18 protein-coding genes, 2 rRNA genes and 1 pseudogene are annotated in these 22,716 nt (G+C 70.6%); 15 read left to right on the forward strand and 6 right to left on the reverse strand.

The genetic code is table 11. The features are described from left to right. The 4 genes and pseudogenes from G3I56_RS43405 to G3I56_RS34725 form a co-directional block, all read left to right on the forward strand. Nucleotides 1-105, forward strand: a 23S ribosomal RNA gene (locus G3I56_RS43405); the annotation flags it as partial. 106 nt (nucleotides 106-211) lie between these two features. Further along, nucleotides 212-328: ribosomal RNA gene (gene rrf, locus G3I56_RS34715) — 5S ribosomal RNA — on the forward strand. A gap of 142 nt (nucleotides 329-470) precedes the next feature. Beyond that, nucleotides 471-1,922: pseudogene (locus tag G3I56_RS45160) on the forward strand (hypothetical protein); the annotation flags it as partial. A 237-nt stretch (nucleotides 1,923-2,159) separates the two neighbouring features. Beyond that, the gene (locus G3I56_RS34725; protein ID WP_164416088.1) at nucleotides 2,160-2,975 is read left to right on the forward strand and encodes a tetratricopeptide repeat protein; all 816 of its coding nucleotides are present in this window, start codon (nucleotides 2,160-2,162) and stop codon (nucleotides 2,973-2,975) included. Nucleotides 2,976-3,039: 64 nt separating this feature from the next. Here G3I56_RS34725 and G3I56_RS34730 read toward each other — a convergent pair whose 3' ends face one another. After that, nucleotides 3,040-4,344, reverse strand: a complete 1,305-nt coding sequence (locus G3I56_RS34730; protein WP_164416090.1) for a DUF1015 domain-containing protein — start codon at nucleotides 4,342-4,344, stop codon at nucleotides 3,040-3,042. A 73-nt stretch (nucleotides 4,345-4,417) separates the two neighbouring features. Here G3I56_RS34730 and G3I56_RS34735 point away from each other — a divergent pair, with 73 nt between their 5' ends. The 4 genes from G3I56_RS34735 to G3I56_RS34750 all read left to right on the forward strand — a co-directional run bounded on the left by G3I56_RS34735 (nucleotide 4,418) and on the right by G3I56_RS34750 (nucleotide 8,485). After that, the gene (locus G3I56_RS34735) at nucleotides 4,418-5,452 is read left to right on the forward strand and encodes an HAD hydrolase-like protein (RefSeq protein WP_164416092.1); all 1,035 of its coding nucleotides are present in this window, start codon (nucleotides 4,418-4,420) and stop codon (nucleotides 5,450-5,452) included. Nucleotides 5,453-5,526: 74 nt separating this feature from the next. After that, nucleotides 5,527-6,570, forward strand: coding sequence for an iron chelate uptake ABC transporter family permease subunit (locus G3I56_RS34740; protein ID WP_164416094.1), 1,044 nt, complete (start codon nucleotides 5,527-5,529; stop codon nucleotides 6,568-6,570). Continuing rightward, nucleotides 6,567-7,631: an iron chelate uptake ABC transporter family permease subunit gene (locus G3I56_RS34745; RefSeq protein WP_343240139.1), complete on the forward strand. Its 1,065-nt coding sequence runs from the start codon at nucleotides 6,567-6,569 to the stop codon at nucleotides 7,629-7,631. Before G3I56_RS34740 ends, G3I56_RS34745 begins: the two co-directional genes overlap by 4 nt. Then, nucleotides 7,628-8,485, forward strand: coding sequence for an ABC transporter ATP-binding protein (locus G3I56_RS34750; protein WP_164416096.1), 858 nt, complete (start codon nucleotides 7,628-7,630; stop codon nucleotides 8,483-8,485). Before G3I56_RS34745 ends, G3I56_RS34750 begins: the two co-directional genes overlap by 4 nt. A 6-nt stretch (nucleotides 8,486-8,491) precedes the next feature. Here the strand turns inward: G3I56_RS34750 and G3I56_RS34755 are convergent, their stop codons facing one another. After that, nucleotides 8,492-8,839 carry an alkyl sulfatase C-terminal domain-containing protein gene (locus G3I56_RS34755; protein WP_164416098.1) on the reverse strand — a complete coding sequence of 116 codons (348 nt, stop codon included), beginning with the start codon at nucleotides 8,837-8,839 and terminating at the stop codon, nucleotides 8,492-8,494. A 42-nt stretch (nucleotides 8,840-8,881) separates the two neighbouring features. Here G3I56_RS34755 and G3I56_RS34760 point away from each other — a divergent pair, with 42 nt between their 5' ends. From G3I56_RS34760 to G3I56_RS34780, 5 genes are all read left to right on the forward strand, one after another. Next, nucleotides 8,882-9,226 carry a hypothetical protein gene (locus G3I56_RS34760; RefSeq protein WP_203691374.1) on the forward strand — a complete coding sequence of 115 codons (345 nt, stop codon included), beginning with the start codon at nucleotides 8,882-8,884 and terminating at the stop codon, nucleotides 9,224-9,226. A 7-nt stretch (nucleotides 9,227-9,233) separates the two neighbouring features. Then, a complete protein-coding gene (locus G3I56_RS34765; RefSeq protein ID WP_164416100.1) occupies nucleotides 9,234-10,049 on the forward strand; it encodes a TlyA family RNA methyltransferase in 816 nt (271 codons plus the stop codon). Continuing rightward, nucleotides 10,046-10,951, forward strand: a complete 906-nt coding sequence (locus G3I56_RS34770; RefSeq protein WP_164416102.1) for an NAD kinase — start codon at nucleotides 10,046-10,048, stop codon at nucleotides 10,949-10,951. The genes G3I56_RS34765 and G3I56_RS34770 overlap by 4 nt, the downstream gene beginning before the upstream one ends. 217 nt (nucleotides 10,952-11,168) lie before the next feature. Further along, complete coding sequence (recN, locus tag G3I56_RS34775) at nucleotides 11,169-12,911, forward strand: DNA repair protein RecN (protein WP_203691375.1); 1,743 nt, start codon at nucleotides 11,169-11,171, stop codon at nucleotides 12,909-12,911. A 229-nt stretch (nucleotides 12,912-13,140) separates the two neighbouring features. After that, on the forward strand, nucleotides 13,141-14,271 hold the full coding sequence (locus G3I56_RS34780; protein ID WP_164416106.1) for a glycosyltransferase family 4 protein: 1,131 nt from the start codon (nucleotides 13,141-13,143) through the stop codon (nucleotides 14,269-14,271). Nucleotides 14,272-14,287: 16 nt separating this feature from the next. Here the strand turns inward: G3I56_RS34780 and G3I56_RS34785 are convergent, their stop codons facing one another. The 4 genes from G3I56_RS34785 to G3I56_RS34800 all read right to left on the reverse strand — a co-directional run bounded on the left by G3I56_RS34785 (nucleotide 14,288) and on the right by G3I56_RS34800 (nucleotide 19,682). Continuing rightward, entirely contained in the window at nucleotides 14,288-15,931 is a 1,644-nt protein-coding gene (locus G3I56_RS34785; protein WP_164416108.1) for a PucR family transcriptional regulator, read from the reverse strand. Between the two features lie 66 nt (nucleotides 15,932-15,997). Beyond that, nucleotides 15,998-17,380, reverse strand: a complete 1,383-nt coding sequence (locus G3I56_RS34790) for an FAD-binding oxidoreductase (RefSeq protein ID WP_164416110.1) — start codon at nucleotides 17,378-17,380, stop codon at nucleotides 15,998-16,000. A gap of 211 nt (nucleotides 17,381-17,591) precedes the next feature. Further along, entirely contained in the window at nucleotides 17,592-17,807 is a 216-nt protein-coding gene (locus tag G3I56_RS34795) for a DUF6243 family protein (RefSeq protein ID WP_343240141.1), read from the reverse strand. A 69-nt stretch (nucleotides 17,808-17,876) separates the two neighbouring features. Further along, nucleotides 17,877-19,682, reverse strand: coding sequence for a glycoside hydrolase family 15 protein (locus tag G3I56_RS34800; RefSeq protein ID WP_164416237.1), 1,806 nt, complete (start codon nucleotides 19,680-19,682; stop codon nucleotides 17,877-17,879). A gap of 533 nt (nucleotides 19,683-20,215) precedes the next feature. On the opposite strand from G3I56_RS34800, the gene G3I56_RS34805 reads away from it, so the two are divergent. Both G3I56_RS34805 and G3I56_RS34810 read left to right on the forward strand, forming a co-directional pair. Continuing rightward, nucleotides 20,216-21,883, forward strand: coding sequence for a CTP synthase (locus tag G3I56_RS34805; protein ID WP_164416239.1), 1,668 nt, complete (start codon nucleotides 20,216-20,218; stop codon nucleotides 21,881-21,883). 124 nt (nucleotides 21,884-22,007) lie between these two features. Further along, the gene (locus tag G3I56_RS34810; protein ID WP_164416112.1) at nucleotides 22,008-22,637 is read left to right on the forward strand and encodes an NUDIX hydrolase; all 630 of its coding nucleotides are present in this window, start codon (nucleotides 22,008-22,010) and stop codon (nucleotides 22,635-22,637) included. Nucleotides 22,638-22,716 lie beyond the last annotated feature (79 nt).

A 22,716-nucleotide genomic window follows, 5' to 3' on the forward strand; every position in this document is an offset into this window, starting at 1 on the left:
TAGATGGGGTAAGGCTCCCAGTAGACGACTGGGTTGATAGGCCAGATCTGGAAGCCCGGTAACGGGTGGAGGTGACTGGTACTAATAGGCCGAGGGCTTGTCCTCAGTTGCTCGCGTCCACTGTGTTAGTTCTGAGACAACGACCGTTGTCGGCTTTCGAGCTAGAACATCTAACTGAAGAGTGTGCTTGTTCGCTCGAAACCAATAGGGTTTCGGTGGTCATAGCGTGAGGGAAACGCCCGGTTACATTCCGAACCCGGAAGCTAAGCCTTATAGCGCCGATGGTACTGCAGGGGGGACCCTGTGGGAGAGTAGGACGCCGCCGAACAATCTTTGGAGGACCCCTGGTCCCAGCGTTCACGCTGGGACCAGGGGTCCTTTTGTTTTTTAACAAGCGCACTGCCCGGAGCGCGCCGACTTGTCGGCTGCGCGAGAATGACTTGCGGTACCGATGACAGGAGTCACCCATCATGTCCACCAACTCTCCCGACGAGCGCCCGGAGCGCGACCAGCGCCGACGGGACAGTGGTGACCGCGGCGATCGTGGCGGGTACCGAGGGGCTCCCCGGCGCGACAACGATCGCCGCGACGACCGTGGTGCTTCTCCCGACCGTGGTGGCCGGCCAACGGGTGGCTACGGTCGTAGTGACGACCGGTCCGCAGCCCCTCGTCGTGACGACCGGGGCGATCGTCCCGCCGGCGGTGGTTTCCGCCGAGACGACAACCGTGGCGGTGGCGAGCGTGGCGGTCCTGCGCGCCGCGATGACCGCCGTGACGGAGACCGTGGTGCTCGTCCAACTTTCCGGCGTGACGACCGTTCGGACCGGCCGGAGCGCTCGGACCGTCCTGCGGGACCCCGCCGTGACGACCGTGGGGACCGTCCCGCTTTCCGGCGGGATGACAACCGTGGTGGTGGCGGTGACCGCGGTGGCTTCGTTCGGCGTGATGATGACCGTGGTGGTGGCGGTGACCGCGGTGGCTTCGTTCGGCGTGATGATGATCGTGGTGGGTTCCGTGGGCGGACGGATGACCGTGGTGGTCGTCCTGCCGGTGGTGGCTTTGCGCGTCGCGATGACCGTCAGGATGATCGTGGTGGTCGTCCGGCCAGTGGTGGTGGGTTCCGCCGCGACGACAACCGCGGTGGTGGCAGCGACCGCGGCGGTTTCCGTCGCGAAGATGACCGCGCTGGGTTCCGGGGCCGGAGTGACGACCGTGGTGGTCGTCCTGCCGGTGGTGGCTTTGCGCGTCGGGACGACCGTCAGGATGATCGTGGTGGTCGTCCGGCCGGTAGCGGCGGGTTCCGGCGGGATGACAACCGTGGTGGTGGCGGTGACCGCGGTGGCTTCGTTCGGCGTGATGATGATCGTGGCGGGTTCCGTGGGCGGACGGATGACCGTGGTGGTCGTCCTGCCAGTGGTGGCTTCCGTGGGCGTGACGATCGGCCGGCAGCTCCCCGTCGCGATGACCGACGTGATGACCGGCGGGACGGAGAGCGTTCCAGTTTCCGTCGGGATGATGATCGTGGTGGGTTCCGTGGGCGGACGGATGACCGTGGTGGTCGTCCTGCCGGTGGTGGCTTTGCGCGTCGCGACGACCGTCAGGATGATCGTGGTGGTCGTCCGGCCAGTGGTGGTGGGTTCCGCCGTGACGACAACCGCGGTGACCGTGGCGGATTCCGTCGAGACGATGACCGTGGTGGCAGTCCCGCCGGAGGTGGCGGCGGGTTCCGTGGACGCGATGACAACCGCGGTGACCGTGGTGGCTTCAAGCGTGATGACGACCGTCGTGAAGGTGACCGTGGCGGTTTCCGCCGGGACGACAGCCGTGGCCGGGACGACAGCCGGGACACCAACCGTGGTGAGCGCGGCGGCTTTGTCCGTCGGGATGATGATCGTGGTGGGTTCCGGGGCCGGAGTGACGACCGTGGTGCCCGTCCCACCGGAGCTGGCGGTGGCTTCCGGGGGCGGAGTGACGACCGTGGAGGCCGGCCCGGTGGCGGTGGCGGCGGTTACCGGGGACGTGACGACAGCCGGGGCGATGACCGGCGTGGTGGCGGGTTCCGTGACGAGCGTGACCGGGACCGGGAGCCGATCAAGCGGCTGCCGATCCCCGAGGAGGTCACGGGCGACGAGATCGACAAGGACGTACGCCAGGAGCTGATGAGCCTGCCAAAGGGGCTGGCGGAAGAGGTCTCCAAGAACCTGGTGATGGTCGCCCGGCTCATCGACGAGGACCCCGAGGGGGCCTACGGGTACTCGCGGGTGGCTCTGCGACTGGCCTCGCGTGTGGCCGCCGTACGAGAGGCGGCCGGGTTCGCCGCGTACGCGAACCAGAAGTACAGCGAGGCGCTTGCCGAGTTCCGTGCGGCTCGGCGGATGACCGGGCACGTCGAACTGTGGCCCGTCATGGCCGACTGCGAACGTGGACTCGGGCGGCCCGAGAAGGCGCTCGAGATGGCCGGCGCGCCCGAGGTGCACAAGCTGGACAAGGCCGGACAGGTCGAGATGCGGCTCGTCGCGGCCGGTGCCCGGCGTGACATGGATCAGCTCGACGCGGCCATCGTGACCCTGCAGAGTCCCGAGCTGGCCTCCAACTCCGTACAGCCGTGGACCGCGCGCCTGCGGTACGCGTACGCCGACGCTCTGCTCGCCGCCGGGCGTGAGGACGAGGCGCGGGAGTGGTTCGCCAAGGCCGTCGAGTCCGACAAGGACGGGAGTACGGACGCCGCGGACCGACTTGCCGAGCTTGAGGGCGTGGAGTTCGTCGACGCCTTTGACGAGAGCGAGGACGAGGACGGGGATGAGGGCGACCTTGATGACAAGGGCGTCGAGTCCCTCGAGGTCGAGTCTGCCGATGTCACCGAGTCTGTCGAGGTGACTGCGGTGGTCGAGGTGCCCGAGACGGTTGAAGCGGTTGAGTCCGCCGACGACAGCGACGACAGTGCTTCGGACGATGTCGAGGGTGACAAGCGCTGACCTGCGGTAAGCAGTAGATCGGTGAAGGGCGGGATCCCGGTAAGGGGTCCCGCCCTTCTGCGTTTCAGTGCGACAGCGTGCGCAGGACCAGGCCCGAGGCCGGTTTGGGGCCGAAGGACGTCGACTTGCGGGGCATCGTGACGCCCTGGCGGGCCAGGTCCCGTACGACCTCCTCGCGGACCGGGTGCATCAGGACGGCTGTACCGCCGTCCTGTTCGGCCTTCTCCACGGTGGCCGCCGTGTCGTGGATGTACGCGATGCGCGCAGGTGAGTCCTCGGGGATGCGCCAGATGTGGTCGAGGAGCGTGGCGTGCAGGACCGTCGCGTCCAGGGTGCGCCAGGCCTGCGGGCGGTCGGCCGGGATCGTACGGTCCAGAAGGGCCGGGTCCGGGCGGTCCACGAGGTGGAAGGCGCCGTCTCCGGCCAGGAGGAAGGCGTTGCCCGTAGTGGCCGCATCCGCGAGGGTGGTGAGGGCCTCTGGGAGCGCGGTCGTCAGGTGACGTACCCGGAAGTGGCCCGCCAGGGCCGCCAGGGCCTCGGAGACCGGCAGGCCGTGCAGGAGGCGGTGGATCGCACGGACGCGCAGGGGGTAGCGGGCGGTGTCCACGAGGAGTACCAGGCCGTGGTCCCAGGGGCTGGGGGACGGGTGCTCCGCGCGTAGACGCAGATACGTGGCCCAGCGGTGGTGGCCGTCGGCGATCAGGGCCTGGTGGTGTGTCAGGTCCGTCTGGATCCCTGCGAGTTCGGCGGGATCGGTGATCGCCCAGAGGCGGTGGCCGAAACCGTCCTCCGTGGTCGTCGAGAGCAGCGGAGGACGGGCGGCCGTGCGTTCGACCACCGCGCTCGTGGTGCACGGTGACGCGGTGGCGGAGTCGTCGCTGCGGTAGGTGAGGAGGAGGGGTTCCAGGTTCGCGTACGTGGCGCGCATCAGGGCCGCCCGTTCCGCGACCACGTGCGGCATGACGTCCTCGTGCGGCAGGACCACCCCCTCCGACGGCTCCGAGAGGCGCAGGGCGCCGATGACTCCGCGTTGGAGGTGGCCGGTCGTGTCGCGCTGTTCGTAGACGTACAGGGCGGGCTCGGGATCGGCGGTCAGGATGCCCTCGGCCAGCCAGTCGTCCAGGGTGTCGGCCGCCTGTTCGTTGCGGATGGACGGGGTGGCCGCCTGGGGGAGGATCAGCCGGACGATGTTGTGCGGGTCGGCCGATTCGAGGTGTATCAGGCCGTCCGGGCGCACGATGACGTCGTACGGCGGAGAGGTCACGGCGGCCAGGCTGCCGACCCGGTCGGGGTCGTAGCGCAGGCCCCGGAAGGGGGTCAGTTGAAGGCCCATGCGAGCCGGTACGTCCGCGGGACCTGCAGTGTTCATTGGTGCATCGTAGGGCTGTCAGTGGCATGGGGGATGATCGGGGGAAAGCCGGTCGAACGAGGAGCGATGCACAATGAGCCAGACCGTCAGGACGCGGCCCGAGGGCAGCGCGCGGGCCCTCAGTGAGGCGTACGACACGGCGCTGCTCGACCTCGACGGGGTGGTGTACGCGGGGGGCAACGCGATCGTGCACGCCGTCGAGTCGCTCGGTGTCGCGCGGGACGGCGGAATGCGGCTCGCTTATGTCACCAACAACGCGCTGCGGACTCCGGACGCGGTGGCCGAGCACCTCACCGAGCTGGGCATAGCGACGGAGGGGTCCGACGTCATCACCTCGGCGCAGGCCGTGGCCCGGCTGATCGCCGACCAGGTGCCTGCGGGGGCGCGGGTGCTGGTGATCGGCGGGGAGGGGCTGCGGGTCGCGCTGCGCGAGCGCGGGCTGGAGCCCGTCGAGTCGGCCGAGGACGAGCCGGTGGCGGTCGTGCAGGGGTACGGCGGGCCCGAGTTGCCCTGGGGACGGTTCGCGGAGGCGTGCTACGCCATCGCGCGCGGGGTGCCCTGGTTCGCGTCCAACACCGACCTGACGATCCCCGGCGCACGCGGGATCGCGCCGGGCAACGGGGCCGCGGTGGAGGTAGTGCGTATCGCGACCGGGGCCGAGCCCCAGGTGGCGGGCAAGCCGTTGCCACCGATGCACCGGGAGACGGTGCTGCGGACCGGCGCCGAGCGGCCACTGGTCGTCGGGGACCGGCTGGACACGGACATCGAGGGCGCGTTCAACGGGGAGGTCGACTCCCTGCTGGTGCTGACCGGTGTGGCGAACGGCGCCCAGCTGCTGGCCGCGCCGCCGCAGCACCGGCCCACCTATGTCGACGCCGACCTGAGGGGGCTGCTGACCGGGCAGCCGGAGGTGACGGAGGTGGACGCGGGCGGCGGTTTCCGCTGCGGGGGGTGGACCGCCGGCGCGGGGGAGGAGCAACTGGAGCTGACCGGGGACGGGGAGGTGCTCGACGGGCTTCGCGCGCTGTGCGCGGCGGCCTGGACGGCGGCCGGGGACGGCGTGTGCGGGCTGGACGGGGGGAAGGCGCTGGCGCGGCTGGGGCTGTGAGGGACGATCGTGCTCGGGGGGCGCTCGTGGGGACGGATGACGAGACGGTAGTCAGGGTAGGCTAACCTAACTACGTGTTTGTCGACAGTCCTCCTGAGCCGCGTGCGGAGACCGCCCCCGCGCCCCCGAAGCGTCGGACGATACGGGCAGTTGGGCTCCTCGTCTCCCTGGGGATCCTGCTTCTCGTCGCCCTCGCGAGCATCGCGATCGGCGCGAAAGAGCTGTCCCTGGAGCAGGTCTGGCACGGGCTGTTCCAGGGCTCGGGGACCTACGGGGACGTCGTCGTCGGCGAGCGCGTCTCACGCACCCTCCTCGGACTGCTCGTGGGCGCCGCGCTCGGGCTGTCCGGAGCGGTTCTCCAGGCGCTGACCCGTAATCCGTTGGCCGATCCCGGGCTGCTCGGCATCAACGCGGGCGCGTCGGCGGCCGTCGTCACCGCGATCACCTTCTTCGGCGTCACCTCGCTGGGCGGCTATGTGTGGTTCGCCTTCCTCGGGGCCGCCGCCGTCGGAGCCCTGGTCTGGTTCCTCGGGGGCAGCCGGGGTGCCACGCCTGTGCGGCTCGCGCTCGCCGGCACCGCGATCAGTGCCGCGCTCTACGGCTATCTCCAGGCCGTGATGATCACGGATGACGCCGCGCTCAGCAGGATGCGCTTCTGGACGGTCGGTTCGCTGGCCTCGGCCACGGACGACACCATCACGCAGGTCCTGCCGTTCATCGTGGTCGGCACGGTCCTCGCGCTGCTGCTCGCCCGGCCGCTCAACGCCGTGGCGATGGGCGACGACACCGCCCGCGCGCTCGGCGCGAACCTGAACCGCACCCGCGCGCTGTCCATGGCCGCCGCGACCGTACTGTGCGGGGCCGCGACCGCCGCCTGCGGTCCGATCGTCTTCGTCGGGCTGATGGTCCCGCACGTCGTACGGTCCTTCACCGGGCCCGACCTGCGCTGGATCCTGCCGTACGCGACCGTCCTCTCGCCGGTGCTGCTGCTCGGTGCCGATGTCGTCGGGCGGATGGTGGCCCGGCCCGCCGAACTCCAGGTCGGTATCGTCACCGCGGTCATCGGCGGCCCGGTCTTCATCTTTCTCGTACGACGGCGGAGGACGGCGCAGCTGTGAAGAGCAACCCCGCACTGCGAGGCCGCCGTGCCAGCCGTGTCGTACGGACCCCGGGCGGCCTCTCCCTCCGGCTGGACGTGCGCGCGCTGTTCGTCGTCGTGGCGCTGCTGCTGACCGTGCTCACCGCGAGCGTGGTGCTGATCGGCACCGGTGACTTCCCGATCCCGGCCGGGGACGTCCTCAAGACCCTGCTGGGCGACGGGAACGCGGGCCAGGAGTTCATCGTCAACGAGCTGCGGCTGCCCCGGGTCCTGGTCGGGCTGCTGGTCGGGGCCTCGCTCGGGCTGGGCGGTGCGCTGTTCCAGTCCATCTCCCGCAATCCGCTGGGCAGTCCGGACGTACTCGGCCTCAGCCAGGGCTCGACGGCCGGCGCGCTGGTCATGATCGTGCTGTTCTCCGGGAACGCCGCCCAGGTCACCGCCGGGGCGCTGGTCGGCGGACTGGTGACCGGGCTCGCCATATATCTGCTGGCCTGGAAGCAGGGCGTGCACGGGTACCGGCTGGTGCTCGTCGGCATCGGGGTCTCCGCGGTCGTCACGGCGGTCAACGGCTACCTGATCACCAAGGCCGACCTCGTCGACGCGGCCCGCGCGGTCGTGTGGATGACCGGATCCCTCAACGGGCGGGACTGGGACCAGGTCTGGCCGCTGCTGTTGCTGTGCGCGGTCCTCGTACCGGTGGTGCTCGCGAACGCGCGCGGGCTGCGGATGACAGAGATGGGCGACGACGTGTCGTACGCCCTCGGGGTGCGCGTCGAGCGCGTACGGCTGGTGCTGATGCTGGCCGCCGTACTGCTCACCGCGGCTGCCACGGCCGCAGCGGGGCCCGTGGGCTTCGTGGCGCTGACCGCGCCGCAGCTCGCCCGGCGGCTGACCCGCTCGCCGGGACCCAACCTGGTGCCGTCCATGTGTATGGGCGCCACCCTGCTGATCGTGGCCGACTGGGCCTCTCAGCGGCTCTTCGGCGCCGATCAGCTGCCCGTGGGGGTGGTGACCGGGGTGCTCGGCGGGGTGTATCTGCTGTGGCTGCTGGTTACGGAACGGAAGGCGGGGCGGATATGAGCGACTCCGCGAACGAGAACGTCAAGAAGGGCACCAACACCGTGAACCGCCTGTCCGCCGAGAGTGTGACCCTCGCCTACGACCAGCGTGTGATCGCCGAACAGCTGTCGGTGGAGATCCCTGACAACTCCTTCACTGTCATCGTCGGCCCGAACGCCTGCGGCAAGTCCACGCTGCTGCGGGCCCTGTCGCGGATGCTGAAGCCGAGCGAGGGCCGGGTGCTGCTGGACGGGCAGATCATCCAGTCGATGCCCGCGAAGAAGGTCGCGAGGACGCTCGGGCTGCTGCCGCAGTCGTCGATCGCGCCCGACGGGATCACCGTCGCCGACCTGGTGGGCCGGGGCCGTTACCCGCACCAGGGCATCCTGCGCCAGTGGTCCCACGACGACGAGCGGATCGTCCGGGAGTCCATGGAGTCGACCGGTGTCGCCGAACTCGCCGACCGATACGTCGACGAGCTGTCCGGCGGTCAGCGGCAGCGTGTGTGGATCGCGATGGCGCTCGCCCAGCAGACACCGCTGCTGCTGCTCGACGAGCCGACGACCTATCTCGACATCCAGCACCAGATCGACGTCCTCGACCTCTGCGCCGAGCTGCACGAGGAACAGGGGCGGACCCTGGTCGCCGTCCTGCACGACCTCAATCACGCCGCCCGGTACGCCACGCATCTCATCGCGCTGCGCGAGGGCTCGGTCGTCGCCGAGGGCGCGCCGGGCGACATCGTCACGGCCGGGCTGGTCGAGGAGGTGTTCGGGCTGCGCTGCCAGGTCATCGACGATCCGGAGACGGGGACGCCGCTGGTGGTGCCGGCCGCGCGCAAGGCCCGTACCAGGGCGACCGCGGAAGCCTCCTGAGGGCGGCTAGAGGAGTTTCCTGAGGCGGAGCAGGTCCCGCAGGCCCGCCTCCAGTTTGATGCGTCCGGAGCCCCACGCCTTCGCGAAGTTCAGCTCGCCGGCGACCATCGCCACCAGGTCGTCGCCGGACATGGTGAGCCGGATCTCGGCCTTCTCCGGGGGCGGGCCCTGGAGGGTGTCCTGGACCTCGATACGGCCGCCCCGCAGCCGTCCCACGAAGGTGACGTCCAGATCGGTGATACGGCAGCTCAGCGAGCGGTCCAGGGCCGCCGCCTCGCGTACGTCCCCGCTCGCGCCCGCCATGTTGTCCGAGAGCTTGTCGAGTGCGCTGCGGCACTCCTCAATCGTCGCCATCGCGAACGACGGTACCTCAGCCGTTCGCGGTAGCGTCAGGGCATGAACGACTCAGTGCGGTCGGCCGAGGGCCCGGAGGAGGCACCGGTTCCGATTTCGGATCCGGTTCCGGTCGCGGTGCCGGATGTGGATGCGGTTCCGGAGGCGGTCGTCGCGCCCGAGGCCGACCCCGACGCCCCGGCCCCGCTGAACGTCCCCCGCGCGCCCACGGGCAACGCCGACGTCGACGCCCTGCTCGACCGGCTCGGTGACGCCGACCACCTCGCCACGGACGGACACGTGGAGGTGTACGAGGATGTACACCGGGGGCTGCGCGACACGCTCACCGCGCTCGACGCCCGCCCGGGACCTCCGGCGCCCTCATCGACGTACGGCAATAGGAGCTGAACCGAACGTGGCAGGAGTGGCACGCCGCCGCCTTGACGCCGAGCTGGTGCGGCGGAAACTCGCCCGCTCGCGCGAGCACGCGAGCCAGCTGATCGCCGCCGGGCGGGTCACCGTCGGCAAGACCGTCGCGACCAAGCCCGCCACCCAGGTGGAGACCGCCGCCGCGATCGTCGTCGTGGCCGACGACAACGATCCCGAGTACGTCTCCCGGGGCGGCCACAAGCTGGCCGGCGCCCTGGAGGTCTTCGTACCGCAGGGACTGAAGGTCGGCGGACGGCGGGCGCTGGACGCCGGCGCGTCCACCGGCGGATTCACCGACGTACTGCTGCGAGCCGGTGCCGTACACGTCGTCGCCGTCGACGTGGGGTACGGACAACTCGCCTGGTCTCTCCAAAGCGATGAACGCGTCACCGTCAAGGACCGTACGAACGTACGCGAGTTGACGCTCGAAGCGATCGATGGGGAACCAGTGGATCTTGTCGTGGGGGATCTGTCCTTCATCCCGCTCGGTCTCGTGCTGCCCGCCCTTGCGCGGTGTGCGGCACCTGATGCCGATCTGGTGATGATGGTCAAACCACAGTTCGAGGTGGGGAAGGAACGGCTGGGCAGTGGAGGAGTCGTACGCAGTCCCGAACTGCGTGCCGAGGCAGTACGCGGAGTTGCCACCCGCGCCGGGCAGTTGGGGCTGGGTGTGCAGGGCGTGACCGCCAGCCCGCTGCCCGGGCCGTCGGGGAACGTCGAGTACTTTCTGTGGCTGCGGGCCGGCGCACCTGAACTCAACCCGGCCGACGTTGACCGTGCAGTGGCGGAGGGGCCTCGTTGACTCAGACCCGAGATCGTACTGTTTTCCTGCTCGCCCACACCGGGCGGCCGGCCGCGATAAGAAGCGCCGAGCTCGTGGTCCAGGGGCTGGTGCGCTCCGGACTCGGGGTGCGGGTGCTCGCGGCGGAGGCGGCCAACCTGCCCCTGCCGCCGGAAGTTGAGCTGATCGAGGAGGCCACCGCACAGTGCCTCGACGGGTGCGAGCTGCTCATCGTGCTGGGCGGTGACGGCACGCTGCTGCGTGGCGCCGAGTTCGCCCGGGCGTCCGGGGTGCCGATGCTCGGCGTCAACCTCGGTAGCGTCGGCTTCCTCGCCGAGGCCGAGCGCGACGACCTCGACAAGGTTGTCGACCGGGTGGTGACGAAGGCGTACGAGGTCGAGGAACGGATGACCATCGACGTCGTCGTCCACCAGAACGGGAACATCGTGCACACCGACTGGGCGCTGAACGAGGCGGCCGTGCAGAAGGTGTCCGCGGAGAAGTTGCTCGAGGTCGTGCTGGAGATCGACGGGCGGCCGGTCACCGGGTTCGGGTGTGACGGCATTTGCCTGTCGACGCCCACTGGATCGACCGCGTATGCCTTCTCCGCCGGTGGGCCTGTGGTGTGGCCCGAGGTCGAGGCACTGCTGATGGTGCCGATCAGTGCGCACGCGCTGTTCGCGAAGCCGCTGGTGACCTCGCCGGATTCCGTGCTCGCCGTGGAGGTTCTGCCGCACATTCCTCCGGGGGTGCTGTGGTGTGACGGGCGGCGGACCGTGGAGTTGCCTCCTGGGGCGCGGGTGGAGGTTCGGCGGGGGGCTGTGCCGGTTCGGCTGGCTCGGCTGCACCATGCGTCGTTCACTGATCGGCTGGTGGCCAAGTTCGCGTTGCCTGTTTCCGGGTGGCGGGGGGCTCCTCACTAGCGCCTGCTGTGGGGGGTGGCTCGGTCTCGTCGGTGGGTGCGGGCGCGCTGTGGTTGTTCGCGCCCACGCGGCGGAGCCGCACATCAGATACAGCCCCGCGCCCCTATCGGGGCACGTCCACTCCCCTGGGTGACATAGCGGGGCCGATCTTCTTTCGTTACCTGCGGGTTCTCTCATTCGAGGTGGGGGGCGTCGCACTTTGGTCGGCCGACCTCGTATGGTCGTGTTCGTGTTGGAGGAGATGCGGATACGGTCGCTCGGCGTCATCGACGATGCGGTCGTCGAGCTGTCGCCAGGCTTTACCGCCGTGACCGGTGAGACCGGTGCGGGTAAGACCATGGTCGTGACCAGCCTGGGGCTGCTGCTCGGTGGCCGGGCTGATGCGGCGTTGGTGCGGATCGGGGCCAAGAACGCGGTCGTGGAGGGGCGGATCACCGTGCCCCCGGGCGGTGCTGCCGTCGTACGGGCCGAGGAGGCCGGTGCGGAGCTGGACGACGGGGCGCTGCTCATCAGCCGTACCGTTTCCGCCGAGGGGCGCTCCCGGGCGCATCTGGGCGGGCGTTCCGTGCCCGTCGGTGTGCTGGCCGAGCTGGCCGACGAGCTGGTGGCCGTGCACGGGCAGACCGACCAGCAGGGGCTGCTCAAGCTGTCCCGGCAGCGGGCGGCGCTCGACCGGTACGCGGGGGACGCGGTCGCCGCGCCGCTCACCAAGTACGGGGAGGCGTACCGGAGGCTGCGGGCCGTCGCGAACGAGCTGGACGAGATCACCACGCGCGCGCGTGAGCGAGCCCAGGAAGCCGACATGCTGCGGTTCGGGCTCGACGAGATCGCCGCCGTGGAACCGCGGGCCGGTGAGGACACCGAGCTCGCCGAGGAGGCCGAGCGGCTCGGGCACGCGGAGGCGCTGGCCTCGGCCGCGACCGTCGCCCACGCCGCCCTCGCCGGTAACCCCGAGGATCCCGAGGGTGTCGACGCCGCCACGCTCGTCCACGGCGCCCATCGGGCCCTGGAGGCCGTACGGTCGCACGACTCCGCCCTGGCCGCACTCGCCGACCGGATCGGTGAGGTCGGCATCCTGCTCGGGGACGTAGCCGGGGAGCTGGCGGGATACGCCGACGACCTGGACGCCGATCCGCTGCGGCTGGCGGCCGTCGAGGAACGGCGGGCCGCGCTGACCGCGCTGACGCGGAAGTACGGCTCAGGCGTTGCCGGAGTGCTCACCTGGGCCGAGGAGGGCGCCGCGCGGCTGCTCGAACTCGACGGCGATGACGAACGGACCGGCGAGCTGACCGCCGAGCGGGACGCGCTGCGCGGCGAACTGAGCGGGATGGCGCAGGCGTTGACGGACGCGCGGACGGAGGCCGCCTCGCGGTTCGCGGACGCCGTGACCGCCGAGCTGGCCTCGCTGGCCATGCCCCACGCGCGCGTGTCGTTCGACATCCGCCAGACCGAGGACCCCGAGGGTGTCGAGGTCGACGGCCGTACGGTCGCCTACGGACCGTCCGGCGCCGACGAGGTCGAACTGCTGCTCGCCCCGCACCCGGGGGCGCCGGCCCGGCCCATCGCCAAGGGCGCGTCCGGGGGTGAGCTGTCCCGCGTGATGCTTGCCGTGGAGGTCGTCTTCGCGGGGACCGACCCGGTGCCCACCTATCTGTTCGACGAGGTCGACGCCGGGGTGGGCGGCAAGGCGGCCGTGGAGATCGGGCGCCGGCTGGCCCGGCTGGCGAAGACCGCGCAGGTCGTCGTCGTGACACACCTGCCGCAGGTCGCCGCGTTCGCCGACCGGCAGCTGTTGGTCGAGAAGACCAACGACGGGTCGGTGACCCGGTCGGGCGTGAAGGTCCTGGAGGGTGAGGACCGGATCCGGGAGCTGTCGCGGATGCTGGCCGGGCAGGAGGACTCGGAGACGGCGCGGGCACACGCGGAGGAGCTGCTGGCGACGGCTCGGGCGGACGGCTGACGTTCGAACAGCTGACGTCCTGTGGGGTCCCGCTCACCCGTGTGAGTGACCCGTCCCACCCCTCCGTGGTCCGGAACACCCGTACGTACTGGCATCCTTGAAGGAGCACGGAATACCCCCGTACACGGAGGAAGTGGCGCGGTACACCCCTTCCGCCCGAACCTTCTGTACGTTTCTCCGTGTCCTTTCTTCGTGACCGCCCGATGCCGAACCAGGAGCCCCCGGCCACGTGAGCCCCGCGAGCAGCCACTCACCGCACGGCCAGTCGCCGCTGCGCACCGTGCAGGTGCTCGGCGGCGGCAACGCCGGTAGCAGCGCGCACGTGCGTTCGCTGGCCGCGGGGCTCGTCGAGAGAGGCGTGCGCGTCACCGTGTGCGCCCCTTCCGACGCCGACAGTGCCTACGACTTCACGGGCGCCGGTGCCGAACACGTGCCCATCCCGCGCAGCAGCGACCCCGGCTCGGTGGCGGCGCTGCGCGCGGCCTGTTCGAACGCGGACCTCGTACACGCGCACGGGCTGCACGCCTCCTTCCGGGCCGCGCTCGCGCTCAGCGGGCGCCGCACTCCGCTCGTCGTCACCTGGCACAACCGCGCCTACACCGAGGGGCCCCGCGCCCAGCTGCTGAAGGTGCTGGAGCGGCGGGCCGTGAAGGCCGCCGCCGTTGTCCTCGGGACCTCCTCCGACCTGGTGGACCGGGCCCGGCGGCGCGGGGCCAGGGACGCCCGGCTGTCCGCCGTGGCGCTGCCCGCCCCGCGCGGGGCCCTGGGCCGGGACGAGTCCGACCGCTGCAAGACGCGGGCCGAACTCGGAGCCACGGACCGCCCGTTGCTCATGGCCGTCGGCACCCTCGACCGGCACCGGGGGTACGACGTCCTGCTGGACGCCGTACGCGCGTGGCGCGGTCTCGATCCCGCGCCGCTCCTTGTGATCGCCGGGGAGGGGCCGCTGCGGGCGGAGTTGCAGGGCCGCATCGAGAACGAGGGACTGCCGGTCCGGCTCATCGGGCGGCGCGACGACGTGAGCGAACTGCTCCTCGCCGCCGATCTCGCACTTCTGCCCAGCCGTTGGGAGTCGCGCTCCGTACTCGCCCAGGAGGCCCTCCACGCGCGCGTGCCGTTGATCGCGACCGCCGTGGGAGGCGTTCCGGAGCTGGTCGGGGACGCGGCCGAACTCGTTCCGTACGGCGACTCGGTGGCGCTCGGCAGGGCCGTCGTACGGCTCCTCGGGGACCCGGAGCGCCAGGAACTCCTCCGGGAGCGGGGCGTCCGGCAGATCGGCACCTGGCCCACCGAGGACGAGACCGTCGCCCAAGTGCTGAGCGTCTACGACGAGTTCACTCAGCCCCGGCCGCTGAGCTGAACGGGCTGCTGCGGATCTAGGCCACGTGCCTGCGGGCCCGTAGTGCCAGGCTCAACGCCAGTACCGTCTGCGGGTCGTCGAGGTCCGTGCCCAGCAACTCCCCGATCCGCGCGAGGCGGTTGTAGAGGGTCTGGCGGTTGAGATGGAGCTCGCGGGCTGTCTCCGCCTTGCGGCCCGCATGGGCCAGATACGTCTCCAGGGTGGGCAGCAGCGGCGGCTTGGAGCGGTCGTCGTGGGTACGCAGCGGGCCGATCGCGCGGTCCACGAAGGCCGCCAGGTCGGGCTGGTCGCGCAGGCGCCACAGCAGCAGGTCGATGTCCAGGCGACGGGCGTCGTACCAGGGGCGGTCCGGCAGGCCCTGAGCCGCCGTCGCCGTCTCCGCCGCGTGCCGCAGACCCGCCGAGGCCGCCGCCCAGCCGCCGGCGACGCCGACCACGACGACCGGCGGCCGGGCACCCGGGCGCTGCATCCCGGCGCGCTCCACACCCGCCCGCAGCGCCGCCGCGACCCGGTCGGCGACCGCCGGGCGCTCCGCCTCCGTACGCAGGCCCACCAGCAACGGCACGCGCCCCTCGACCGGCCGTACGCCCAGCAGTACCGGTACGCCCACCGACGCCAGCTCCTCAGTCACCGCCCGCGCCAGCACCGCCCAGCCGCCGCCCGGTGACACGGTGTCGCCGAGCCGCATCACCATCGGCAGGAGCAGGCCGGAACCAGGCTTGAAGCCGAGGACGCGGGCCTGCGCGGGCGCGGCCTCCGCCTCGACGCGGCCCTCGGCGAGGTCGGTGAGGAAGTCGCCGCGGCCACGCGCCGCCAGCTCCTCCTCCTGGCGGGCCTGCATCAGGACGACGGCCAGGATGCCCGCGGCCCGCTCGGCGGCCATCCGGTGCACGGGAGCAAGAGGTTCGAGGACGGGCAGCAGCACCAGGCGTGCGCGGACCGAGCCGGTGCCGGGGCCGCCCCCGGGGACGTCGACGAGTACGGAACCGGCGGACGGCGGCGCGTCCTTGTGGTGGGCGCGAAGCCCCTCCCACACCTGGAGCGGGTCGGCGCCCTCGGGACCGGCGCCGGCGGCGTACAGGAGCTGGCCGTCCGTCGTCTCCAGGAACACCGGGTTGCCGCTGAAGTCGGCCAGGATGCCCAGGACCTGCGGGATGCCGCCACCGCCGAGCAGGGCCTCCGTGCAGCGCCTGTGGACCTCCTCGGCCCGCTGGAGCAGTGCGTAGTGGCCGTTGACGATCTCGGTGTGGATCTCCTCGGTGACGGCCACGAACGGCACCTCGCGGTGCAGCTGGACCAGGGGGAGACCGGTCGAGCGGGCCGTCTCGACGAGGGCCGCGGGCAGCCGGGTGAAGCGGGGGCCCAGCTCCACGACGAGCGCCGCGATGCCCCGCTCGGCGAGGGTACGGACGAAGGCGCGTTGCTCGGCCGGACGGGTGCCGAGCCCGTACCCGGTCGTCAGGAGCAGCTCGCCGCCCTTCAGCAGCGAGGCGATGTGCGGGACCTCACCCGCGTGCACCCAGCGCACGGTCCGCCCCAGCCGGTCGGCGCCCGCCAGGATCTCCGGCAGCCCGCTGCGCAGCCCGGGCAGCTCCAGCGCCCGCCGCACGGTGATGCCGGCGCCCCGGTTCTCGAAACGGCTGTCCGCGCGGCTGTCCATGCAGCGGACGCTACCCGCACCTACGTACGGTTGACGACCCGCGCATCGGCGGCACCACCGGCTCGTCTACGCCGGAACGATGTTGTGGTTGAAGCGGAACACGTTGTCCGGGTCGTACTGGCGTTTCACCGACGCCAGCCGGCGCGTGTTCTCGGCGCCCAGGCCCGCGATCACGCGCTCCGCGCCCTCGTCCCCGATGAAGTTGAGGTAGACCGCGCCGGTGCTCCACGGCCGGACAGCGGTACGGACGTCGTGGACCCACTGGACGCAGCGCTGGTCGTCCGCCGGGTCCTCCCAGATGCCGAAGGGGTGGACGGCCCACGGGGCGTCCCGGTAGGGGACGGGGTACTCGGACGGGCCGTCGGCGACCGAGCCGCCCAGCGGGAACAGCACATGCGTGGTGCCCGTCGGCGCCGGTACGGAGTTCCCCGCGGCACAGAACACGGCCACGAAGTCGTCGGGCGCACCCGTCAGATACTCCGCCGACCAGTAGTTCCGCATGCCGGGCGGGTCGTCGAGCATGCACTGCAGGTCCGCGTACGGGATCGCGGTGACGACCGCCGCCTCGTGGGGCAGCGCCAGCAGCGGTTCGGCGAGCTTGCGCATGTCCTCCTCGGGACCCGCGTACGCCAGCAGAGCGCCGCACAGCAGTTGTCCGACCAGGTGCGGCGGTACGAACTCCTCGGGCGGGCCGGTGAGATAGATGACTCCGCCGCTCGCCTCGACCGGGCCCGCCTCGATCATGTCGCGGTAGGTGCGGGTCGCCTCCTCGCCGAACTCCGGCAGGTATAGGACCAGGGCCATGGAGAACGCGGGCAGCTCGTGCAGCTTCAGGGTCAGTGCGGTGGCGACGCCGAAGTTTCCGCCGCCGCCGTGCAGAGCCCAGAACAGCTCCGGGTTCTGCTCGGCGCTCGCGTGCACCGCGGTGCCGTCGGCGGTCACCAGGTCGACGGCGATGAGGTTGTCGACGGCGAGGCCGCAGGAACGCTCCAGCCAGCCGCTGCCGCCGCCCAGCACGAAGCCGCCGACCCCGGTCGTGGAGACCCGGCCGCCGGTGGTCGCCAGCCCGTGCGGCTGGGTCGCCCGGTCCAGGTGGCTCATCAGGGCCCCGCCCTGGACCCGTACGGAATGGGCCGCCCGATGGACGGTCACCTCGTGCATCCGGCGCAGATCGATCACCAGACCGCCGTCGTTCAAGCTCATGCCCGCCACGCTGTGGCCGCCGCCGCGCACCGCGATCGGCAGGTCCAGATCGCGGGCGAAGCGTACGGAACGGGCCACATCGGCTTCGTCCGCGCACTGCGCGATCACTGCCGGACGCCGGTCGATCATGGCGTTGAACACGGTTCGGGCATCGTCATATCCCGGATCCCCCGGGGCGAGCACGTCGCCGGTCAGATCCTCGCGCAACGCGGCGAAAGCCGCGCCGGCCTTCGAGGGGGAAGCCATGGCCGTCCCCTTCCGACGCAGGGGCAGGTGTGTGTTTCCAGCCTAGGCGCTCTGTAGGAAGGGCGCCGTTTCGAGCCGCAAATGTCAGGTTCCCGCACCCCTGGGGGGTGCGGGAACCTGATGGCAGCTGTTGTAGGTTCCGCGTCGGGCTGTCCGCCGCCGAGGTCGTTCTGACCAGCGGGTTTCGTGGAGAGCGACCGGCGGCGGTATGTCAGCTCTGTGCGGTGTCGTCGCCCGACTGTCCGGCGGCCTCGGCCGCGCCTGTCTTCTCGCGCATCTTGCGCACCAGCTCCGCCTTCTGGTCGGCCGCGCCCTGGCGGTCGAGATTGCGGTGGGGACCGTTGTTCTGCCGTTCGGCGCGGGACAGCTTCTTGCGCTTGCCGCCGCCCATGCCCACGGGGTTGTTGATGTTCTTGCTCACGGTCACGGGTTCTCCCGGTAATGATGTGAAGTGATCTACGGATTCATCGGCGGGATCCGGGATCCCACAAGGTGTTCAGCCGCCGTACGCCCCCGAAGCCGTCAGCCTCAGGGCCGTGTCGATGAGCGGGACGTGGCTGAAGGCCTGGGGGAAGTTGCCCACCTGGCGCTTGAGGCGCGGGTCCCACTCCTCGGCCAGCAGGCCCAGGTCGTTGCGGAGGGCGAGGAGCTTCTCGAAGAGCTTGCGGGCCTCGTCGACCCGGCCGATCATCGCCAGGTCGTCCGCCATCCAGAACGAACAGGCGAGGAACGCGCCCTCGTCGCCCGGCAGACCGTCGAGGTTCTCGTCGCCGCCCGAGGTCGTCGGGTAGCGCAGGATGAAGCCGTCCTCGGTGGACAGCTCGCGCTGGATGGCCTCGATGGTGCCGATGACGCGTTTGTCGTCGGGAGGCAGGAAGCCCATCTGCGGGATCAGCAGCAGGGAGGCGTCCAGTTCCTTCGAGCCGTACGACTGCGTGAAGGTGTTGCGCTCCTTGTCGTAACCCTTCTCACACACGTCCCGGTGGATGTCGTCACGCAGCTCGATCCACTTCTCCAGCGGGCCGTCCGCGTCGCCGGACTCGATGAGCTTGATCGTGCGGTCCACCGCGACCCAGGCCATGACCTTCGAGTGCACGAAGTGACGGCGCGGGCCGCGCACCTCCCAGATGCCCTCGTCGGGCTCGTCCCAGTGCTGCTCCAGGTAGCGGATCAGCTTGAGTTGGAGCAGGGAGGCGTAGTCGTTGCGGGCCAGACCCGTCATATGGGCCAGGTGCAGGGCCTCGGTGACCTCGCCGTACACATCCAGCTGGAGCTGGTGCGCGGCGCCGTTTCCGACCCGGACGGGGCCCGAGTTCTCGTAGCCGGGCAGCCAGTCCAACTCGGCTTCACCCAGCTCCCGTTCGCCCGCGATGCCGTACATGATCTGCAGGTTCTCGGGGTCGCCGGCGACGGCGCGCAGCAGCCACTCGCGCCAGGCGCGGGCCTCGTCGCGGTAGCCGGTGCGCAGGAGGGAGGAGAGGGTGATGGCCGCGTCGCGCAGCCAGGTGTAGCGGTAGTCCCAGTTGCGCACGCCGCCGATGTCCTCCGGGAGGGAGGTGGTGGGAGCGGCCACGATGCCCCCGGTCGGCGCGTACGTCAGCGCCTTCAGGGTGATGAGCGAGCGGACGACGGCCTCCCGGTAAGGGCCGTGGTACGTGCACTGATCGACCCACTCGCGCCAGAACTCCTCGGTGGCGTCGAGGGACTGCTCCGGCTCGGGCAGCGCGGGCGGCTGCTTGTGCGAGGGCTCCCAGGAGATCGTGAACGCGATCCGGTCGCCCGGCGCCACCGTGAAGTCGGCGTACGTCGTCAGGGACTTGCCGTAGGTCTCGGCGGTGGTGTCGAACCACACCGAGTCGGGGCCCGCGACGGCGACCGTCCGCCCCTCGTGCTTGTGCACCCACGGCACGACACGGCCGTACGAGAACCGCATGCGCAGGGCAGAGCGCATCGGCACCCGGCCGCTGACGCCCTCCACGATGCGGATCAACTGCGGGGCGCCGTCGCGGGGGGGCATGAAATCGGTCACTCTGACAGTGCCGCGCGGGGTGTCCCACTCGGATTCGAGGATCAGCGAGTCGCCCCGGTAGCGGCGGCGGGCCGCTACGGGCGGTGCCGCGTCCGCCGCGTGCGCGGGACCGAGGCGCCAGAAGCCGTGCTCCTCGGTTCCGAGCAGTCCCGCGAAGATGGCATGGGAGTCGAAGCGCGGGAGACACAGCCAGTCGACTGTGCCGTCCCGGCAGACCAACGCGGCGGTCTGCATGTCCCCGATGAGTGCGTAGTCCTCGATGAGCCCGGCCACGTGCAACTCCAGTCGAAAGGCCACGTCGCCCCCAAAAAAAGGAAAACGGGGGTCTCGATCTTGCGGTCAAGGGTTCGTTGTCCAGCATCGTTGAGCGGTGAAGCAAACACCAATTTTTGCTCAACGGACTGACGAGCGCTCGTTGTTCCGGGGTTACGGGCGGGGGTGGTGCCGTGTTGCCGGCCGGGCTCGGCAGCGAGTGTCCGAGGAGCATACGACGCACTCAGATGATCCGCGTGCCGCTCCGGACAACCCGGGTCCGCTGAACGAGTGAAGCTCGGGTGAGCGGACACTGTTTCGGGTGAGCGCCGGACAGGGTGATGGTGACTCGTGTACGGGATGCGTGGCCGCGTGTGCGCGGAGCGTGGCCGGAAGCCATCTCCCCGGGTCGCTGATACCCTGGTAGCCCGTGGACCGGTGGGCAGGAAACCCCCGAACCGCAGCGACGGCTCCCCAGCGAAAACCCGGAAAGCTCCGGGCCCGGGCGGCCGTACCGCACCCCAGACCGCGACCACGGGAGCCCCACCTTGGCCATGACACCCGCTGCTTTTCGAAACAGCAACGCCACGACGACCAAGCACATCTTCGTCACCGGGGGTGTCGCCTCCTCGCTCGGCAAGGGTCTGACCGCCTCCAGCCTCGGCATGCTCCTCAAGGCGCGCGGACTGCGGGTCGTCATGCAGAAGCTCGACCCCTACCTCAACGTCGACCCCGGCACGATGAACCCCTTCCAGCACGGTGAGGTGTTCGTCACCCATGACGGCGCCGAGACCGACCTGGACATCGGCCACTACGAGCGCTTCCTCGACCGCGACCTCGACGGCTCGGCCAACGTCACCACCGGCCAGATCTACTCGACGGTGATCGCGAAGGAGCGGCGCGGCGAGTACCTGGGCGACACCGTCCAGGTCATCCCGCACATCACCAACGAGATCAAGCACCGCATCCGCCGGATGGCCACCGACGAGGTCGACGTCGTCATCACCGAGGTCGGCGGCACGGTCGGCGACATCGAGTCGCTGCCCTTCCTGGAGACCGTGCGTCAGGTCCGTCACGAGGTCGGCCGTGACAACGTCTTCGTCGTCCACATCTCGCTGTTGCCCTACATCGGCCCCTCCGGCGAGCTGAAGACCAAGCCGACCCAGCACAGCGTGGCGGCCCTGCGGAACATCGGTATCCAGCCGGACGCGATCGTGCTGCGCTGCGACCGCGAGGTCCCCACCGCGATCAAGCGCAAGATCTCCCTGATGTGCGACGTCGACGAGGCCGCGGTGGTGGCCTGTCCGGACGCCCGCTCGATCTACGACATCCCCAAGACCGTGCACCGCGAGGGCCTGGACGCCTATGTCGTCCGCAAGCTGGACCTGCCCTTCCGGGACGTGGACTGGACGACCTGGGACGACCTCCTGGACCGGGTCCACAACCCCGCCCACGAGATCAACCTGGCCCTGGTGGGCAAGTACATCGACCTGCCCGACGCCTACCTCTCGGTCACCGAGGCGCTGCGCGCGGGCGGTTTCGCCAACCACGCGCGTGTGAAGATCAAGTGGGTCACCTCGGACGACTGCAAGACCCCGGCGGGTGCCAAGAAGCAGCTGGAGGACGTGGACGCGATCTGCATCCCGGGCGGCTTCGGCGACCGCGGTGTGTCCGGCAAGGTCGGCGCGATCCAGTACGCCCGCGAGCACAAGATCCCGTTGCTGGGGCTGTGCCTGGGCCTCCAGTGCATCGTCATCGAGGCGGCCCGCAACCTGGCCGGCATCGAGGACGCCAACTCCACCGAGTTCGACGCCGCCACCGCGCACCCGGTCATCTCGACGATGGCCGAGCAGCTCGACATCGTGGCGGGCGACGGCGACATGGGCGGAACGATGCGCCTGGGCATGTACCCGGCCAAGCTCGCCGAGGGCTCCATCGTGCGCGAGGTGTACGACGGCAAGGAGTACGTCGAGGAGCGCCACCGGCACCGCTACGAGGTCAACAACAGCTACCGCGCCGAACTGGAGAAGCAGACCGGTCTCCAGTTCTCCGGCACCTCGCCGGACGGCAAGCTGGTGGAGTACGTCGAGTACCCGCGCGAGGTGCACCCCTACCTGGTGGCCACGCAGGCCCACCCGGAGCTGCGCTCCCGCCCCACCCGCCCCCACCCCCTCTTCGCCGGCCTCGTCAAGGCCGCCGTCCGGCGCAAGACGGGCAAGTAACGCAAGGGCTGTACGGTGACCGGGGTGCGCGCCTTTGGGGGTGCGTGCCCCGGTTTTCTGTGCCGGCTCCGGGGCCGGTTTCTTGTGTACGGGCGGGACGCGGGATGCGGAAGGACAAGTCGACATGACCACCATCAAGGACACTCCGGAGGAGTGGGAGATCCGGGCCACGGAGACCCCCTTCGTGGGCAACAAGACCTCCGTGCGCACCGACGAGGTGGTCATGCCCGACGGCTCGGTCGTGGGCCGCGACTACCAGGTGCACCCCGGCTCCGTGGGCGTTCTCGCCCTCGACGCCGAAGGCCGGGTCCTGCTGATCCGCCAGTACCGCCACCCGGTCCGCCAACGGATGTGGGAGATCCCGGCCGGGCTGCTCGACGTACCTGGCGAGAACCCGCTGCACGCCGCGCAGCGCGAGCTGTACGAGGAGGCGCACGTCAAGGCCGAGGACTGGCGGGTGCTGACCGACGTCTACCCCACGGCGGGCGGCTGCGACGAGGCCGTACGGATCTTCCTGGCCCGGAATCTGTCCGAGGCCGAGGGACAGCGCTTCGAGGTCGAGGACGAGGAGGCCGACATGGAGCACGCGCGCGTGCCCGTCGACGAGCTCGTCCGGGGTGTCCTCGCAGGCGAACTGCACAACAACTGCCTCGTCGTGGGCGTCCTTTCGCTGGTGGCGGCCGAGAGGGGCGACGGACTCGACGCACTGCGCCCCGCCGAGGCGCCGTGGCCGGCTCGGCCGTTCGAGGCCTGAGGAGGCCTGAGGCGCTCTCAGGGGTCGTCGGCCGTGTCTGGTGTGAACATCGCCTGATCCGATCGGGCGACCTGCCAGC

Origin of the sequence: Streptomyces sp. SID12488, assembly GCF_010548275.1 — a bacterium.
Taxonomy (GTDB): Bacteria; Actinomycetota; Actinomycetes; order Streptomycetales; family Streptomycetaceae; genus Streptomyces.

Excerpts from the sequence above, each read along its gene's own strand:
- G3I56_RS34735 (WP_164416092.1), top strand. The coding sequence starts at position 4,418 with ATGAGCCAGACCGTCAGGACGCGGCCCGAGGGCAGCGCGCGGGCCCTC.
- G3I56_RS34730 (WP_164416090.1), bottom strand. The coding sequence starts at position 4,344 with ATGAACACTGCAGGTCCCGCGGACGTACCGGCTCGCATGGGCCTTCAA.
- G3I56_RS34755 (WP_164416098.1), bottom strand. The coding sequence starts at position 8,839 with ATGGCGACGATTGAGGAGTGCCGCAGCGCACTCGACAAGCTCTCGGAC.
- recN (WP_203691375.1), top strand. The coding sequence starts at position 11,169 with ATGGTCGTGTTCGTGTTGGAGGAGATGCGGATACGGTCGCTCGGCGTC.
- G3I56_RS34760 (WP_203691374.1), top strand. The coding sequence starts at position 8,882 with ATGAACGACTCAGTGCGGTCGGCCGAGGGCCCGGAGGAGGCACCGGTT.
- G3I56_RS34790 (WP_164416110.1), bottom strand. The coding sequence starts at position 17,380 with ATGGCTTCCCCCTCGAAGGCCGGCGCGGCTTTCGCCGCGTTGCGCGAG.
- G3I56_RS34725 (WP_164416088.1), top strand. The coding sequence starts at position 2,160 with ATGAGCCTGCCAAAGGGGCTGGCGGAAGAGGTCTCCAAGAACCTGGTG.
- G3I56_RS34750 (WP_164416096.1), top strand. The coding sequence starts at position 7,628 with ATGAGCGACTCCGCGAACGAGAACGTCAAGAAGGGCACCAACACCGTG.
- G3I56_RS34810 (WP_164416112.1), top strand. The coding sequence starts at position 22,008 with ATGACCACCATCAAGGACACTCCGGAGGAGTGGGAGATCCGGGCCACG.
- G3I56_RS34785 (WP_164416108.1), bottom strand. The coding sequence starts at position 15,931 with ATGGACAGCCGCGCGGACAGCCGTTTCGAGAACCGGGGCGCCGGCATC.
- G3I56_RS34805 (WP_164416239.1), top strand. The coding sequence starts at position 20,216 with ATGACACCCGCTGCTTTTCGAAACAGCAACGCCACGACGACCAAGCAC.